Annotated in this window: 13 protein-coding genes and 1 pseudogene; 9 read left to right on the forward strand and 5 right to left on the reverse strand. The window is 65.0% G+C overall.

Annotation, left to right across the window (positions count from 1 at the left end; translation table 11 throughout):
- Positions 1-5 precede the first annotated feature (5 nt).
- The 5 genes from AC4D6D_RS09395 to AC4D6D_RS09415 all read left to right on the forward strand — a co-directional run bounded on the left by AC4D6D_RS09395 (position 6) and on the right by AC4D6D_RS09415 (position 6,968).
- Positions 6-1,319: a Rieske 2Fe-2S domain-containing protein gene (locus AC4D6D_RS09395; protein WP_491325063.1), complete on the forward strand. Its 1,314-nt coding sequence runs from the start codon at positions 6-8 to the stop codon at positions 1,317-1,319.
- Between the two features lie 148 nt (positions 1,320-1,467).
- Positions 1,468-2,400, forward strand: coding sequence for a PDR/VanB family oxidoreductase (locus tag AC4D6D_RS09400; RefSeq protein WP_491325064.1), 933 nt, complete (start codon positions 1,468-1,470; stop codon positions 2,398-2,400).
- Positions 2,401-2,473: 73 nt separating this feature from the next.
- Positions 2,474-3,829: an MFS transporter gene (locus AC4D6D_RS09405; RefSeq protein ID WP_491325065.1), complete on the forward strand. Its 1,356-nt coding sequence runs from the start codon at positions 2,474-2,476 to the stop codon at positions 3,827-3,829.
- Positions 3,826-5,454: a GMC family oxidoreductase gene (locus AC4D6D_RS09410; RefSeq protein ID WP_491325066.1), complete on the forward strand. Its 1,629-nt coding sequence runs from the start codon at positions 3,826-3,828 to the stop codon at positions 5,452-5,454. The genes AC4D6D_RS09405 and AC4D6D_RS09410 overlap by 4 nt, the downstream gene beginning before the upstream one ends.
- A gap of 29 nt (positions 5,455-5,483) precedes the next feature.
- Positions 5,484-6,968: an aldehyde dehydrogenase family protein gene (locus tag AC4D6D_RS09415; protein ID WP_491325067.1), complete on the forward strand. Its 1,485-nt coding sequence runs from the start codon at positions 5,484-5,486 to the stop codon at positions 6,966-6,968.
- A 6-nt stretch (positions 6,969-6,974) separates the two neighbouring features.
- Here the strand turns inward: AC4D6D_RS09415 and AC4D6D_RS09420 are convergent, their stop codons facing one another.
- Positions 6,975-8,207, reverse strand: coding sequence for a LysR family transcriptional regulator (locus AC4D6D_RS09420; RefSeq protein WP_147221102.1), 1,233 nt, complete (start codon positions 8,205-8,207; stop codon positions 6,975-6,977).
- Between the two features lie 142 nt (positions 8,208-8,349).
- On the opposite strand from AC4D6D_RS09420, the gene AC4D6D_RS09425 reads away from it, so the two are divergent.
- Positions 8,350-9,489 carry an acyl-CoA dehydrogenase family protein gene (locus AC4D6D_RS09425; RefSeq protein ID WP_491325068.1) on the forward strand — a complete coding sequence of 380 codons (1,140 nt, stop codon included), beginning with the start codon at positions 8,350-8,352 and terminating at the stop codon, positions 9,487-9,489.
- Between the two features lie 46 nt (positions 9,490-9,535).
- Here the strand turns inward: AC4D6D_RS09425 and AC4D6D_RS09430 are convergent, their stop codons facing one another.
- Positions 9,536-10,726 carry a CaiB/BaiF CoA transferase family protein gene (locus tag AC4D6D_RS09430; protein ID WP_491325069.1) on the reverse strand — a complete coding sequence of 397 codons (1,191 nt, stop codon included), beginning with the start codon at positions 10,724-10,726 and terminating at the stop codon, positions 9,536-9,538.
- A gap of 81 nt (positions 10,727-10,807) precedes the next feature.
- A complete protein-coding gene (locus tag AC4D6D_RS09435) occupies positions 10,808-11,560 on the reverse strand; it encodes a FadR/GntR family transcriptional regulator (protein ID WP_491325070.1) in 753 nt (250 codons plus the stop codon).
- 128 nt (positions 11,561-11,688) lie between these two features.
- On the opposite strand from AC4D6D_RS09435, the gene AC4D6D_RS09440 reads away from it, so the two are divergent.
- From AC4D6D_RS09440 to AC4D6D_RS09450, 3 genes are read left to right on the forward strand one after another with little or no spacing between them, the layout of a single operon-like run.
- Entirely contained in the window at positions 11,689-12,447 is a 759-nt protein-coding gene (locus AC4D6D_RS09440; protein WP_491325071.1) for an electron transfer flavoprotein subunit beta/FixA family protein, read from the forward strand.
- Positions 12,447-13,376, forward strand: a complete 930-nt coding sequence (locus AC4D6D_RS09445) for an electron transfer flavoprotein subunit alpha/FixB family protein (RefSeq protein ID WP_491325072.1) — start codon at positions 12,447-12,449, stop codon at positions 13,374-13,376. The genes AC4D6D_RS09440 and AC4D6D_RS09445 overlap by 1 nt, the downstream gene beginning before the upstream one ends.
- 40 nt (positions 13,377-13,416) lie before the next feature.
- A complete protein-coding gene (locus tag AC4D6D_RS09450; protein ID WP_491325073.1) occupies positions 13,417-15,066 on the forward strand; it encodes an electron transfer flavoprotein-ubiquinone oxidoreductase in 1,650 nt (549 codons plus the stop codon).
- A 74-nt stretch (positions 15,067-15,140) separates the two neighbouring features.
- Here AC4D6D_RS09450 and AC4D6D_RS09455 read toward each other — a convergent pair.
- Positions 15,141-15,266, reverse strand: a pseudogene (locus AC4D6D_RS09455) (integrase); the annotation flags it as partial.
- Between the two features lie 503 nt (positions 15,267-15,769).
- A complete protein-coding gene (locus AC4D6D_RS09460) occupies positions 15,770-16,687 on the reverse strand; it encodes a LysR family transcriptional regulator (protein WP_491325074.1) in 918 nt (305 codons plus the stop codon).
- Positions 16,688-16,694 lie beyond the last annotated feature (7 nt).

Below are 16,694 nucleotides of genomic sequence, written 5' to 3' on the forward strand. Positions count from 1 at the left end.
GAACCATGCAGCCACAAGACAGCACCGACCTCACCCGCGTTGGCCCCGGAACCGTCATGGGTTCCTTCATGCGGCAGTACTGGATGCCTGCCTGCCTCTCCTCCGAGGTGAAGGCGGACGGCGATCCGGTGCGCCTGATGATCCTGTGCGAAAAGCTGATCGCCTTCCGCGACAGCTCCGGCCGGGTGGGAATCATGGACCACCGCTGCCCGCACCGCTGCGCCTCGCTGTTCGTGGGCCGCAACGAGCAGAACGGCATCCGCTGCGTCTATCATGGCTGGAAGTTCGACGTGGACGGCAAGTGCGTGGACATGCCCTCTGTGCCCGCCCGCATGGACTTCAAGGAAAAGGTCCACGCCAAGGCCTACAAGACCCATGAGGCGAACGGCCTGATCTGGGTCTACATGGGCGAGAACCAGGCGAGCCCGCCGCCGCTTCCCGAGATCGAGGCGACCATGCACGCCGATGCCGAGATCTGGTGCCTCCAGCGCGACTGCAACTGGCTTCAGGCGCTGGAAGGCGACATCGACACCAGCCACGTCGGCTTCCTTCACGTCGGCTCCATCGAGGCCGAGGATCTCGAAGAAGACCACCCGATGCGTCCGACCGTGCTCAACCGCGCGCCGGAATATGAAGTGCTCCAGTCCGACTGGGGCGTGATGTACGGCGGCTATCGTCCCAATGACGACGGGCAGATGTCGTGGCGCGTGGCGCACTACATGTTCCCGTTCTGGACGCAGACGCCCAACAACCGCTTCGCCACCCGCGCCATCGCCCGCGCCTGGGTGCCGATGGACGACGAGCATTCCATGCTGTTCGACATCACTTGCGGCGTCGATGCCGGCAATCCGGCCTATACGTCCACGCTCAAGGACGGCACCCCGCTGTTCGGCCCACTGGAATATGCACCGACCACCACCGACTGGTTCGGCCGCTGGCGCTCGCCCGATAGCGAAGCGAACGACTGGGCGATCGACCGCGAATCCCAGCGTAACGGCACCCAGTTCACCGGCATCGCCAACATCACGATGCAGGACCAGGCCGTTACCGAGAGCATGGGCCCCATCACCGACCACAGCTTCGAGAACCTGGCCCCGACCGACCAGATGATCGCCCGCGTACGCCGCCGCGCTCTGATCGCCGCCCGCGCCTTCGCCAACAAGGGCGTGGTGCCGCCGGGTGTCGAGGACCCGTCGATCTTCTACCGCGCCCGCGCCGGATCCTTCCTGCACGATCCGCAGGACAGCCTGCAGAACGCCTATGAGTCCGCGCTTGCAAGGGCGGTGCGCTGGCCCGAAACGGTTGAAGCGGCAGAGTAATGAAAACCGGCGGGATGGTGCGATCCATGCACCGTCCCGCCCGATAAAAAGGACAGAGGGTGACGAGACGCATGAGGGTCTCCATCGGGCGCCGATCCATCGCGCACCGGGGCGACCACCGGACGCATCGTGCCTCAAGGAGAGTGTGATGCAGGCATTCATTCGGACCATTCGCTGGGAAGCGGAAGGCATCAATTCCTACGTGCTCGAACCCGTCGGCGGCGGCCTGCTGCCCGCCTTCGAACCGGGCGCGCATATCGACGTCCAGCTCAAGCCGGGCCTCGCCCGCAGCTACTCGCTGGTCAACGATCCCGCCATTCGCGGCTATTACGAGATCGCCGTCCACCATGCGATCGACAGCCGCGGCGGCTCGAAGCACATCCATCAGGAATGGCGCGTGGGCGAGCGGGTCGAGATCTCGGAGCCTAAGAACAACTTCCCGATGGTCGAGGATGCGGCGCACACCGTGCTGGTCGCAGGCGGCATTGGCATCACCCCGATGCTGCCGATGATCGCCCGCCTCGAAAAGCTGGGTCGCTCCTGGGAACTCCATTACGTTGCCGCCACCCCCGAGCGCGCCGCCTATGTCGACCGGATCGAGGACCATGACCGCGTCAACGTCGTCTATGACGGACTGCCCGGCGCGCAGCGGCTCGACCTTGCCGCGATCTGCGCCGCCGCGCCCGCTGACGCCCATCTCTATTGCTGCGGCCCGAACGGCATGCTCGACGCGTTCGTCGCCACCAATGCCGGGCGCCCCAAAGACCACGCCCATATCGAATATTTCTCGGCCGAGACCGAACTGGCAACCGAAGGCGGCTATACGCTGGAACTGGCGCGCAGCGGCAAGACGCTGACCGTGAGCGAAGGCGAAACGATGCTCGACGCGCTGCTCGGGGCCGGCGTCGACGTCGGCTTCGCCTGCTCCGAAGGCGTCTGCGGCACTTGCGAGGTCAAGGTGCTGGGCGGCGTTCCCGATCACCGTGACCATTTCCTGAGCGAGGACGAAAAGGCGGCCAACCGCTCGATCATGGTCTGTTGCTCGGGCGCGAAGACGGCCAGCCTGGTGCTCGACATCTGACGGCCATGATCAAACGGGATCGGCCATCCCGGCGATAACAAGAAGGGGCAAAGCCCCATGAAGAGGAGAAGCTGTGGCGATCATCGCGACAGACCGGGACGCGAAGGGCTTGCTGGACGACGCACCGATGTCGTCCTTCCAGGTATGGACGGTTCTGATGATAGCGGCGACCGTCGTCCTTGACGGTCTCGATAACCAGATGCTGGGCCTCGCCGCCCCGTCGCTGCTGAAAGAGTGGGCGATCGGGCGCGAGGCACTGGGCGGCGTCTTTGCGCTGGGCTTCGTCGGCATGGCGGTAGGCACGCTGGCGGCAGGCTACATCGGCGACCGCTTCGGACGGCGCGGTGCCCTGCTGGCAGGCGTCGCCCTGTTCGGCGTGGCGACCCTGCTGACCGGCACCAGCACCAGCCTCTGGCACATTGCCGCGCTCAAGACCCTTGCCGGGGTCGGCCTTGGCGGTGTGCCCGGAACGGCCAGCGCCATGATCGCCGAATTCACGCCGACCCGCTGGCGCAGCGTGGCGGTGACGTTCGGGGTCGTCTGCGTCTCGATCGGCGGCATTCTCGGCGGGATCGCGGCAGCTGCGGTACTGCCCGTGCTGGGCTGGCGCTGGCTGTTCTATCTTGCCGGCGTCGTCACCATCGCTTTCACCGTGCTGCTCCACTTCATCCTGCCGGAATCGCCGCGTTTCCTCGAAAGCCGTCCCGAACGGCGCGGCCAGTACGAGCGACTGATGCGCAGGATCGGCCACGCGCCTCTGCGGAGCGGCCCGGCCACCGTGGAGACCACCGACCACGTGCCGTCCGGCGCGCTTCTGCAAGGACGGCTGCTGCGCGACAGCCTCGCGCTTTCGCTGGCGATGTTTTCCGGCATGTTCATGATCTACCTCATGTTCAACTGGTCGCCGACGTTGCTGTTCTCTTCCGGTTTCAGCCTCGCCTCGGCCAGTCTTGGGCTGACCAGCTTTAACCTTGGCGGCACGCTGGGCGCGGTCGGCGCTTCGGTGGCGATCATGCGCTTCGGCTCGCGCCCGACCCTGATCCTGATGGCGCTGGTCGGCGCGGCGGTCTGCCTGTTCCTCGCATTCCTGCGCACTGGCGGGGGCGACGCCGAGACTTCCATGCTGATCGGCCTCGGCGCGCTGGGTCTGTTCGCCAGCGCCGCGCAGTCGGCCATGTTCGCAGTCGGCGCCCACGCCTTCCCCACTGCAGTGCGGGCGCGCGGCCTCGGCCTCATGGGCGCCGCCGGACGGGCCGGGGCCATCGTCAGTTCGGTAGCCGGTGCGGGCTTGATCGGCGGGGGCAATTTCCTGTTCTTCGGCGTTCTGGCGGCGCTCATGCTGGTCAATGCCATCGGTTTCATCGCCGTGCGCGGGCATGTCCCGCCGCTCGGCCGCCCCTCATTCGGCCGCAAGGAAATGACCGCGTGAACGACAGCTTCGACTATATCGTGATCGGCTCCGGTTCGGCCGGAAGCCTGATGGCCAACCGCCTCTCGGCCGATCCCGCCAACCGCGTCGCCCTGATCGAGGCGGGACCGTCCGACCGGAAATGGCCGGTAAACCTCAAGACCGTCATGCCGGTGGGCAACATCTTCCTGCTGCCGAGCGACCGGACCAATTGGAAGCAGGCGCTGCAAGGCAATGATGCCGTCGGGAACCGAACGATCAACTTCCCGCGCGGCAAGCTGCTGGGCGGATGCAGCGCCATCAACGGCGGTGTCTATATTCGCGGCCAGAAGGAAGATTACGAGGCCTGGGAAGCCGCCGGCAACGCGGGCTGGTCCTACGATGATGTGCTTCCGGCGTTCAAGGCGGTCGAAAACTATGCCGGCGCCGACAAGCCTTGGCACGGCAAGGGCGGCGAACTCGATGTGCAGAAGCCGCGCTCCTTCAATCCGGTGACAGGCGCCATTCTTGATGCCGCCGAACAGGCCGGGCATTACCGCAACGACGACTTCGCCGGGGAGCGCAAGGACGGCTTCGGCCGCTACGACCTCAACCAGCGCAAGGGCACCCGCCTGTCGAGCGCGCGGGCGTTCCTGCACCCTGCCCTCAAGCGCCTCAATTTGACCGTACTCGACGAAACTCTCGTCCGCCGCATCGTCTTCGACCGTGGCCGCGCGACCGGGATAGAGATCGAACGGGATGGCGTGCGCAGCGTGCTGAATGCCCGGCGCGAGATCGTGCTCTGCGCCGGCGCGACCAACTCCCCGCAATTGCTGATGCTCTCCGGTATCGGCCCGGCGGATCACTTGCGCGAAGTGGGCATCGAGCCGCTCCACGATCTTCCGGGCGTGGGTGCCCATCTCCAGGATCATCCCACGGTCCATGTCGCGATGGAGAACCCGAGCGGGGAATCCTACGCCGTCTCGCCCAAGTCGCTGCCGCGCATCCTCGCCAGCCCGCTGCAATATCTCGTCAATCGTACCGGCATGCTTGCCTCGAACGTCGCGGAATGCGGCGGATTCCTCTGCACCGACGGCAGCGGACGGCCGGATATCCAGATCACTTTCCTGGTCGGCCTCAAGCTCGACGCCCGCGCCATTCCGCGCCGCCACGGCTATATGGGTCTGGTCCAGTTGCTGCGCCCGCGCAGCGCCGGATCGGTGCGCCTCGCCAGCAACCGGCCCGAGGACAAGCCGGTGATCGATCCCAACTTCTTCGCCGATCCCTACGACATGAAGACCCTGATCGCCGGTTTCCGCGAGACCCGGCGCATCTTTGCACAGCCCGCACTGGCGCCGCTGACTGGCGAGGAAATCGAACCGGGCGCACAGCACCGGACCGATGCCGAGATCGATGCAGCACTGCGCAAGATCGTGAACACCGCCTACCATCCCACCGGCACCTGCAAGATGGGGCCGGATTCCGATCCGATGGCCGTGGTGGACGGCCGCCTGCGCGTACGCGGAGTCTCCGGCCTGCGCGTGGTCGATGCCTCGGTCATGCCCGAGATCGTCAGCGGCAACACCAGCGCCCCCACGATGATGATCGCCGAGCGCGCCGCACGCTTCATCCTCGAGGATGCCGCCCGTTCCAACATCGCCGCCTGACCGGCACGCCCTTTTCCAAGGAAACCGACATGGAACTGACCTCTATCGCCCGCCCCCGCCTGCTCGATATGCCGGAGCAGGACATGCTGATCGGCGGCCGCCGCGTCCCCGCTGCCTCGGGCAAGCGGTTCGAGACCCACAATCCGGCAACCGGCGAACTGCTCGCCATGGTCGCGCAGGGCGATGCCGAGGACGTCGACCGCGCCGTCAAGGCCGCGCGCACGGCGCTGGAAGGGCCATGGCGGCGCATGAAGCCCGCCGAACGCCAGCGGATCATGCTGCGCCTCGCCGATCTCGTGGAAGAGCATTACGAAGAACTGGCGATGCTCGACACGCTCGACCTCGGCGCGCCGCTGTCCCGCACCGTCCTGGGCAAGACCCGCGCCGCCGCGCTGCTGCGCTACTATGCGGGCCAGGCGACGCTGATCGCGGGCGATACGCTGAACAACTCCGCGCCGGGCGATGTGCTGTCGCACACGCTGAAGGAGCCGGTCGGAGTGGTCGCCGCGATCAATCCGTGGAACGGCCCTGTCGGCATGGCCGTGTGGAAGACCGGCCCGGTCCTGGCGAGCGGCTGCACTTTGGTGATGAAACCCGCCGAGCAGACGCCGCTTTCGGCGCTGCGCTTTGCCGAACTGTGCCTGGAAGCCGGCGTGCCGGAAGGCGTCGTCAACGTCGTGACCGGCCTCGGCGATGCCGGGGCGGCGCTCTCGGCCCACCCCGGTGTCGACAAGATCGCTTTCACCGGATCGACCGGAGTAGGCGAGAAAATCATCAAGGCCGCGGCGCCGACGATGAAGCGCGTAACCGTCGAACTCGGCGGCAAGTCGCCCAACATCGTCTTCGCCGATGCCGATCTGGACAAGGCGATCCCGGCTGCCGCTATGGCGGTCTTCGCGAACTCCGGACAAATCTGCAGCGCCGGCACGCGGCTCTTCGTCCAGTCCTCGATCCGCGAGGAATTCATGGAGCGCCTTGCCGCCTTCACCCGCACGATCCGGGTCGGCGATCCGCTCGATCCCCGGACGCAGATCGGCCCTGTGGTTTCGGCACCGCAGATGGACAAGATTCTCGGCTATATCGAGGGCGCCCGCAGCGAAGGCGCGCAGGCGCTGGTCGGCGGCGCGCGGCTTGCCGGCCCCGGCTATGACGATGGCTTCTTCGTGGCGCCGACGATCTTCACCGACGTGCAGGATGACATGACCATCGCACAGGAGGAAGTGTTCGGTCCGGTGCTCTCGGCCTTCTCCTTCGACACCATCGACGAAGTGCTGGAACGCGCCAATGCCACGCCTTTCGGCCTCGGCAGCGGCGTGTGGACGCGCGATCTCTCGACGGCGCATCGCATGGCGCGCGGCATCCGCGCCGGTTCGGTATGGGTGAACTGCTACCAGATGCTAGACCCCGGCGTGCCCTTCGGCGGCTTCGGGGTCAGCGGGTTTGGACGCGAATCCGGCCCGCATCACATCGAGGAATATCTCGAAACCAAGGCCGTCTGGATCAACCTCGACTGATCGGGGCTATACCCAGCCCGACGCGCGCAGATCGGGCTGGGTGAAGTCCGAGCGGATCTGCCCGGCGCTTTCCTTGAGCAGATCGAGGAAGCGCCGCTGGATCGCGGTAGGCCGCCAACTGCGCCGCGTGGTGATGCCGACGACACGGCGACTGTGTTCGAGCGGCGCACCGATCTGGGTGAGGAGCCCACTGCGGATCTGCAGCGCGACCTGGTCGGGCGACAGCAGGGTCAGGAAATCGCCGTCGGTCAGCAGGCGGCCGATGATCATGACCGAACCGCATTCGATGGGAGTAGGCGGCAGCGCACGCCCTTCGAACAATTCCTGCCATTGTTCGCGCAAGGGCGAATTGGCCGGTGCAACGATCCAGGGAAAGGCCGAAAGCTGCTCCATCGTCGGTCGCTCCACGCCCGCGAGCGGATGCTGGCTTCCGGCCGCGATCACCAGACGGTCCTCCACCAGCGGCATCTGGTAAAGGTCGGCGATCTCATAAGGCCGCAGTGCCCCCACGACCATATCGATCACCCCGTCGCGCAACGGCTCCACCAGTTCGCGCCAGCTGCCCTCCAGCACCTTGAAGGCAGCGCGCGGCTCTTCACGGGCGAGCCCGGCCATGGCGGCAGGCGCGAGATAGGGCCGCGCCAGAGGCAGCGCGCCGAACGCGATCAACTCGCTGCCGCTGCGGCTATCCAGGCCGAGGTCCGCGATGGCGGCGGCGATCTCGGCGCTGGCAAGGCGGGCCCCGCGCGCTAGCTTCTTGCCCGCCGGATTGAGCCAGACCACCCGCCCCCGGCGTTCGAGCAGCTTGCCGCCGATCATGTGCTCCAGATCGCCGACCGCGCGGTGCACGGCGGTCTGCGACAGGCCGGTGGACTGGGCAGCCGCGGAAAAGCTCCCGGCCTCGGCCAGTGCCATGAAGGCGCGAAGCTGCGTCATCGTCATCAGCCGTTCGGGATGGGCGAAGACCGCCGAAAGCCCCTTCGCCGCCGTGGAGAGATGTTCGAGCGCCAGGGTCGCACGCTCGATGACGATTGCCCCCATCGGGGTCATCACCATCCCGCCCGAGCGCCGTTCGAACAGCGTATAGCCGAACTGCTGCTCCAGCTTGGCAAGCCCTTGCGTCAGTGCCGGTTGCGAGAGGCTGACGACATCGGCGGCGGCCGTAATGCTGCCATGCTCACGGATCGCGAGAAGCGCGCGCAGATGCCGCAGGTTCAGGTCGAACGGATCGGTCGTCATGGACTTCCTTGCTCTACGTCATGGGGACCCCGGCACCAAGCCCGGAAAAATCGCATGGACGACCTATATATTGAATGGTACGACCATTAGGTCAATGACTCGTGACGGCTATTGCCGTTCATGCCAAGAGGAGAGGCTTCCCGTGGATTTCGAACTTCCCGAAGACGTCCGGAACATCTGTGACGTTACCCGCGACATCGTTCGCGACCTGTTGCCGCTGGAACAGCAGTTCGTGGAAACCGGAGAGGTTCCGCCTATCGTGCGCCAGACGCTGGTGGAGAACGGCTACTTCGGCATGGCCCTGCCCGAAGAATACGGCGGCCTCGGCCTCGGCGCCCTGGCGCAGGCGGCGGTGCAGATCGAACTGGCCCACCTGCCGCCCCAGTTCTGGACCGAGCTGCGCCCGCTCATGGGGCCGGGTGCCAAGAACATCATCTACCACGCCAGCCAGGCCCAGCGCGAACAGCTCCTGCCCGGCATGGCCACCGGCGAAATCGGCATCGCCTTCGCCCTGACCGAGCCCAACTCCGGCTCCGACCCCGGCTCGATGCGCACGACCGCCGTTCGCAATGCCGACGGTTGGGTTATCAACGGCAGCAAGACTTTCATTTCCAACGGGAAGAAGGCCAAGTACGTCATTGTCTATGCCTATACGGACAAGTCCGCGGGCACGCGCGGCGGCATCTCCGCCTTCCTCATGCCAACGGATACCCCCGGCTTCTCGGTGACCGGCACGATCGAACTGATGGGCACGGCCACGCCCGGTGTGTTCGAACTCAGCTTCGACAATTGCCAGGTTTCCGCCGACGCCCTGCTCGGCGAAGAAGGCCAAGGCTTCCGCTATGCGCTGGAAGGACTCAATGAGGGCCGCATGAACGTCGGCGCGACCGCCGTAGGCATGGGCGAATTCGCGCTCCAGCTCGCTATCGAGGAATCGAAACAGCGCCCCGCTTTCGGCGGCGTCATCTCGGACTTCCAGGCGATCCGCCATTACATCGCGACGATGGCGACCGACATGCGCGCGGCGCGGCTGATCCTGCTCGACGCAGCCTGGCGCTACGATCAGGGCGACAAGCGCCGCGAGCTTGCCTCGATGGCGAAGCTCTTCGCGACCGAGGCGGGCAGCCGCACCGTCGACACCGCCGTGCAGATCTTCGGCGGTACGGGCTACTGCCGTGGTTTCGCGGTGGAGCGCCTCTATCGCGACATCCGCATCACCCGGATCTACGAGGGTTCCTCGGAAATCCAACGCAACACGATTGCGAAGGAACTCCTTCGCTGACGACCGAAGGGGGCGGGCGCCCTGCCCTGCCCCCTGACACCGGCGCCTAAAGCAGTTGGCGTGCCTCCTTCAGAGCCATCACGGCTTCCTCGCCCAGGCCCAGTTCCTCCTGCAAGACCCCCGCGCCATGTTCTCCGAGTTCGGATACGAACGGGCGCACCTGTACCCGGCTTCCGCTCATCGTGAACGGCGGGTTCGGCACGAGATAGCTTCCGGCCGCATCGCCGACAGACGACATCGCCCCGCGCGCCGCGAGTTGCGGATCGGCCAGCACTTCGTCCATCTCGCGGTAGCGCCCGCAAGGCACGCCGTGACGGGAAAGAACGTCCTCCGCTTCCGCCGAGGACCGCTGGCTGGTCCATTCCTCCACGAGCGAAAGCATGGTCGCCCAGTTCGCATTGCGATCGGCATTGGTCAGGAAGCGGGGATCCTCGCGCCATTCCGGATGCCCCACCGCTTCGGTAAGCTGTTCGAAGTTCTTGGGGCTGGTCGGCGCCACCATGACGAAGCCGTCCTGCGTCCTCAGCGGAGTATAGAGCGGCCGACGCGGGCCGCCCGGAAATTGCGCTTCCTGCGTCTCGAACACCAGCATGCCGACCATCGCCTCCAGCATGGACAGATCGATGTACTGCCCCTTGCCGGTCCGTTCGCGTTGGAAAAGCGCGGCCTGGATCGCGCCGAAGGCATGGGTGCCGCCCAGCACGTCGGCCACGAAGATGCCCGAAGTCGCGGGCCGGCTCGCGTCGTCCTGATAGTGCAGGTTGACCATGTCGAAGCCGCTGGCGGCATGGATCACCGGGGCATAGGCGGGGAAGTGCGCCTTCGGCCCCTGCTGACCATAGCCTGAAATCGAGCAATAGATCAGGCGCGGATTGATCGCTGCAAGCGTCTCGTAATCGAGCCCGAAGCGCTTCATCACGCCGGGACGGAAATTCTCGACCACCACGTCGTAGCTTTCCGTCAGCCGCTGGATGAGGTCGCGCATTTCAGGTGACTTGAGGTTGCAGGCCAGGCTGCGCTTGCCCGCATTGAGATGGCCGAAATAGGCCGAATGCCCTTCTCGAACCGGCGGACGAGCGCGGACCTGATCGCCTTCCAGCGACTCGATCTTGAGCACATCCGCGCCCAAATCCGCCAGCATTCGCGTGGCGAACGGCCCTGCCATGACCGATGTGAAATCCAGCACCCGTACGCCCGCCAGAGCGTCTCCCGGTTCCCGTCCCGCCTGTTCGTCCATCCTCGCCGCTCCAATAGGTCGATTTATCTAATGGTCCTACCTATTGCACTGCCGAGGGATGCGGTCAATGACCGCTCCGGATCAGGCCTTGCGCGCCTTTCCCGGCCCGGCCTGCGCCTTGATGTTCTTGCGGACATGGCGATAGACGCGCTCCAGATGCTTGCGCATTTCCTCGGCGGCGGCCTCGGCATCGCGGGCGCGCAGGAAGCGGATCAGCTTGAAGCGGGATTCGATCAGCGTTTCCTGCAAGGTCTCGTAACCCGGCCCGCGCACGAATTCGTGGAGGACGCCAGAAAGGGAATCGACGAAGATCCCGAACATGCGGTTTCCCGTCGCGCGGGCGAGCACATCGTAATAGGCCGCCGCGCATTCGTAGCGCGCTTCCACCGACGTTTCCTCGCGCGTGCGCTCGGCGATCTGTTCGAGTTCGGCGAAATGCGCCTCGGTCCCCCGCTCGCAGGCAAGGCGCACGACGATGTCCTGGATCGCGATGCGCGCTTCGGTCAGTTCGTCGAGGGTGACGTCGCCCAGATGGACATAGTCCTGCATGGCCTGGACGATGCGGTCAGGCTCGGCCGACTGGATCACCGCCCCGCCCTTCACGCCCTTCAGGTTGCGAATGATGCCCGCGACTTCCAGACTGCGCAGTGCCTCACGCAAGGCGCTGCGGCTGACCTGAAACTGTGCGGCCAATTCGCGCTCGGCGGGCAGCTTGTCCCCCGCCTTCAGCGTACCGGCGGCGAGCTGGGCGCGGATCTGCTCGCAGATGACTTCGAACGCCCGCTGAGTCTTGATCGGCGCGAAAGCGGGTTTTTCGGTACTTGCTGTGGCCACTGGTGTTCTCTCTTCGACGATGGGCCAAGGGTACTCCTATCCCGGCCGGTTGAGCAATGCCCGGACCACTGAGTTGACAGACAGATACAAAACTATAATGGTCGGACCATTAATAGAGGAGTGGAGAGATGAAGATCCTCGTGCCCGTGAAGCGGGTGATCGACTACAACGTAAAGCCGCGCGTGAAGGCGGATGGCACGGGTGTTGACCTGGCCAACGTCAAGATGAGCATGAACCCGTTCGACGAGATCGCGGTGGAAGAAGCCATCCGCATCAAGGAAGCGGGCAAGGCGGAAGAGATCGTCGCGGTCTCGGTCGGCCCGGCCAAGGCGCAGGACACGCTGCGTACCGCACTCGCCATGGGCGCCGACCGCGCGATCCTGATCGAGACCGATACGGAAGTCGAGCCTCTGGCCGTTGCCAAGATCCTCAAGGCGATCGTCGCCGAAGAGAATCCCGGCCTGGTGATCCTCGGCAAGCAGGCGATTGACGACGATTCGAACCAGACCGGCCAGATGCTTGCCGCGCTGCTCGGCCGTCCGCAGGGCACGTTCGCCAGCAAGGTCGAGTTGGGTGGTGATTTGGGGGGCGACCACGTCGCCGTGACCCGCGAAGTCGATGGCGGTCTGGAGACCGTGAAGCTGGCGCTGCCCGCGATCGTCACCACCGACCTGCGCCTCAACGAGCCACGCTACGCTTCGCTGCCGAACATCATGAAGGCGAAGAAGAAGCCGCTCGATGTGAAGACCGCCGCCGACTACGGCGTCGATATCGCCCCGCGCCTCAAGACTCTCAAGGTCTCGGAGCCGCCGGTGCGTGTCGCCGGCGTCAAGGTTGCGGATGTCGATGCGCTGGTAGCAAAGCTCAAGGAACTGGGAGTCGCCTGATGAAGACGCTCGTTTGGGTCGAACACGACAACGCGTCGGTCAAGGACGCGACGCTCCACACCGTCACCGCTGCTGCCAAGCTGGGTGAAGTCCACCTGCTGGTCGCCGGCTCGGGCTGCCGCGCCGCCGCCGAAGCCGCCGCGAAGATCGCCGGCGTTGCCAAGGTCCACTTGGCCGACAATGCCGCCTACGAACACGCACTGGCCGAGAACGTCGCGCCGCTGATCGTGGACCTCATGGGCCACCACGACGCGTTCCTGGCGCCCGCCACCACCACCGGCAAGAACGTCGCCCCGCGCGTCGCTGCGCTGCTCGACGTGATGCAGCTGTCGGACATCCTCTCGGTGGAGGGCGAGAAGACCTTCACCCGTCCGATCTATGCGGGCAACGCCATCGCCACCGTCGAATCGAGCGATGCCAAGCTGGTGATCACCGTGCGCGGCACCGCCTTCGAGAAGGCCGCTGCCGAGGGCGGTTCGGCCGTGATCGAAGACGTCGCCGGAGCCGGTGACGCGGGCCTCTCCAGCTTCGTGGGCGCCGAAATCGCGAAGTCCGAGCGTCCGGAACTGACGAGCGCCAAGGTGATCGTCTCCGGCGGCCGCGCGCTGAAGGATTCGGAGACGTTCGAGCAGGTGATCCTCCCGCTCGCCGACAAGCTCGGCGCTGCCGTAGGTGCCTCGCGCGCGGCGGTGGACGCGGGCTATGTGCCCAACGACTACCAGGTTGGTCAGACCGGCAAGATCGTCGCTCCCGAAGTCTACATCGCGGTCGGCATCTCGGGCGCAATCCAGCACCTTGCCGGCATGAAGGACTCCAAGACCATCATCGCCATCAACAAGGACGAGGACGCTCCGATCTTCCAGGTCGCCGATGTCGGCCTGGTGGCGGATCTCTTCACCGCCGTGCCGGAGCTTACCGGCAAGCTCTGAGCTACATTCACCGTACCCTTTTTGAGACGCGGAAACGAACATGATAGAACGCGAAGAGATGCCGTACGACGTCGTCATCGTGGGCGGAGGCCCGGCGGGACTGGCGACGGCGATCCGGCTGAAGCAGGTCGATCCGGAGCTTTCGGTCTGCGTGCTCGAAAAGGGTTCGGAGATCGGCGCGCACATCCTTTCGGGTGCGACGATCGATCCCAAGGCGCTCGACGAACTGCTGCCGACATGGCGCGAGGACGGCTGTCCGCTGGCCGAGACCCCGGTGACCGACAACTGGCACTGGCACCTCACGAAGAAGAAGAAGTTCTCCCTGCCGCATCTGGTGATGCCGCCGTTCATGTCCAATGACGGCAACTACACCGGATCGCTGGGCAATCTCTGCCGCTGGCTGGCGGAGCAGGCCGAGGCGCTGGAGATCGAGATTTTCCCCGGCTTCCCGGCTGCCGAGATTCTCTACGACGCGGCGGGCGCCGTGATCGGCGTACAGACCGGCGACATGGGCGTCGACCGAGAGGGCAACCCCAAGGGCGACTTCCAGCCGGGCATGAACCTGCTCGGCAAGTACACCGTGTTCTGCGAAGGCGCGCGCGGCCACCTCACCAAGCGGCTCAAGGCGAAGTACGATCTGGAGGCGGATTGCCAGCCGCAGATCTACGGCCTCGGCATCAAGGAACTCTGGGACATCCCGGCGGACAAGCATGTCCCCGGCCGGGTGATCCACACCCAGGGCTGGCCGATGAGCGAGACCGACTCCTGGGGCGGCGGCTTCCTCTACCATCAGGCGAACAACCAGGTGGCGCTGGGCTTCGTCACCGCGCTCGATTACAAGAATCCCTACGTCTATCCCTTCGAGGAATTCCAGCGCTGGAAGCAGCATCCGGAGATTCGCGCGATCCTGGAAGGCGGCAAGCGTGTCGCCTACGGTGCGCGCGCGATCAACGAGGGCGGCTGGCAGTCGGTGCCGATGCTGGCCTTCCCCGGCGGCGTGCTGGCGGGCTGCTCGGCAGGTTTCGTCAACGTGCCGCGTATCAAGGGCACCCATACCGCGATGAAGAGCGGTATGCTGGCCGCCGAGGCGATTGCCGCGGCGATCAAGGCGGGCCGCGAGCAGGACACGCTCGGCGAATACGATACCGCCGTGCGCGAAAGCTGGATCGCGACGGAACTGAAGCTCGTCCAGAACGCCGAGCCGCTGGTCGCCAAGTGGGGCGGCGAGATCGGCACGGTGCTGGCGGGCGCCGACATGTGGCTGCGCACGCTGTTCGGTTTTGGTCTCGCGAAGCCGATGAAGCATCACACCGATGCCTCGACCTTGCAGCGCGCCGATCTCTACCAGCCGATCGCCTATCCCAAGCCCGACGGCGTCATCAGCTTCGACCGTCTGACCAGCGTGTCCTACTCGTTCACCAACCACGAGGAAGACCAGCCGGTTCACCTGCGTCTGAAGGATCCCGCGGTGCCGACCGCGATCAACCTGCCGCTCTATGCCGGACCCGAGGCGCGCTATTGCCCGGCGGGGGTCTACGAGTTCGTCGATCCGGACGGTTCGGGCATGAAGCTCCAGATCAACGCGCAGAACTGCGTCCACTGCAAGACCTGCGACATCAAGGACCCGACCCAGAACATCGAATGGGTCACGCCGGAAGGCGGCGGCGGACCGAACTATCCGAATATGTAGGCATTACCGTTACCTGTCGATCGTCAATGTCAGCACGCCGGCGCCTTGAGATAATCGCGGAGCCGGTACCCGGCTCAAATTTCGGTATGCGCCGATAAAGTGAGAGCATCGTCGTTATCTACGCCGAGGTAACCCACGGTGTTCTCGATGCTGGAGTGGCCCAGCAAGATCTGCACCGCTCTTAGGCCTCTTTTCTGCCTTGCGGGAGGCAGCAAGGCAGAGCCTTCACTGATGTGATCTGTAAGCGGAAGCTTTCCTTCTGATTCAGAAGCTCTGCCGTCGGGAGATAGCTGCAATGTAGGCCGGCGGCAGGGCTCGAGCCTGTTACCTTGCAGGAATAGGCCGTATCTGGATGTTGGCGGGAATCCACGCGGGCTGGAATCTGGTGCCTGGCGGATCATTCGGTGCGCGTGTCTCAGGCATGAGTGGCCAAGGAAGTCTGTTTGTCAGCTTGGCGAACCTCGGATCCTCTGATCTGCTAACAGGCGGCGCGTTTGACCCAGCAGCTTCCATTCCCGCCATAATTTTGGGTTCCACTGCGTTCATTCCAACCATACGGCTGGTGCCAAGGAGCATTGCCAGCGCACAAACGCAATCGTGATACCAGAGGCCGATGCAAGCCCCCTACGCGCTTTCCAGCCTCTCCCGCCGACAGGGCGGTCGTTGATCGGGGCAAGCGCCCTCCCCGGATCCTGCCCTTAGTTCATGGGGCGTTCTGGCCGTTTGCGGACCGACACGTCGTATCAGAAGTTGCGAGCGCCTTGCCAAGCGCACTTACGAACAGCCGAACCTTGGGCGGTACCATGTGGGAGCTTGGATAGACGGCCCAGATTCCCAAGGCCTCGGGCTCGGCATCTTCCAGAATGATCTGTTCGATTTCGCGTCGTGCGAGAGCAGAATGGACGTACCATCTCGACAGATTGGAAATGCCAAGGCCGCCTCGGCAGGCCTGATAGACCGCCTCGACCGAACTCGCAGAAAAGCGACCCGAAAGTTTCTGCTTCACCACCTTCCCCTCACGAACGAACGCCCAGTGAGACCCTCCCGTGGCAAGCAGGCATTCGCGTGCGGCAAGATCCGCAAGCGTTCGCGGGCGGCCATGGGCTTCCAGATAGGCCGATGATGCGCACAGGACCCTGGGATTGTCGGCCAGTCGCTTTGCCACAAGCCGATTGTCCTTGAGCGGGGCAATGCGGATGGCGACATCGATGCCTTGCCCCACGATGTCGACCTGATCGTCCGTCGTCAGCAGATCGACCTGAAGCGCCGGGTGCTCCAACATGAAGGACGGCAGCATCGGTGCAACGATCTTGCGCCCGAAGGCTGCCGACGCCGTAATGCGGAGATGGCCCGTCAACCCTCTGCCGTCTGGCCGCAAATCCGTCAAAGCGTTCGCACGGCCTTCGAGCAAGGCTCTGGCATGTGGGAGCAGAATCTCACCGTCACTGGTCGGCGACAGGGAGCGCGTCGTCCGATGGATCAGCCTGGCTCCAAGCTCCGTCTCGAGATTACTCAGACTGCGGGATGCGGCCATGGCACTCAAGCCCAGACGACGTGCAGCACCGGCCAGACTTCCCACCCGAACTGCCTCCACGAAGACCTCAAGGTCATCAAAATTCATTATCACG

This window comes from Novosphingobium sp. BF6, assembly GCF_058273105.1.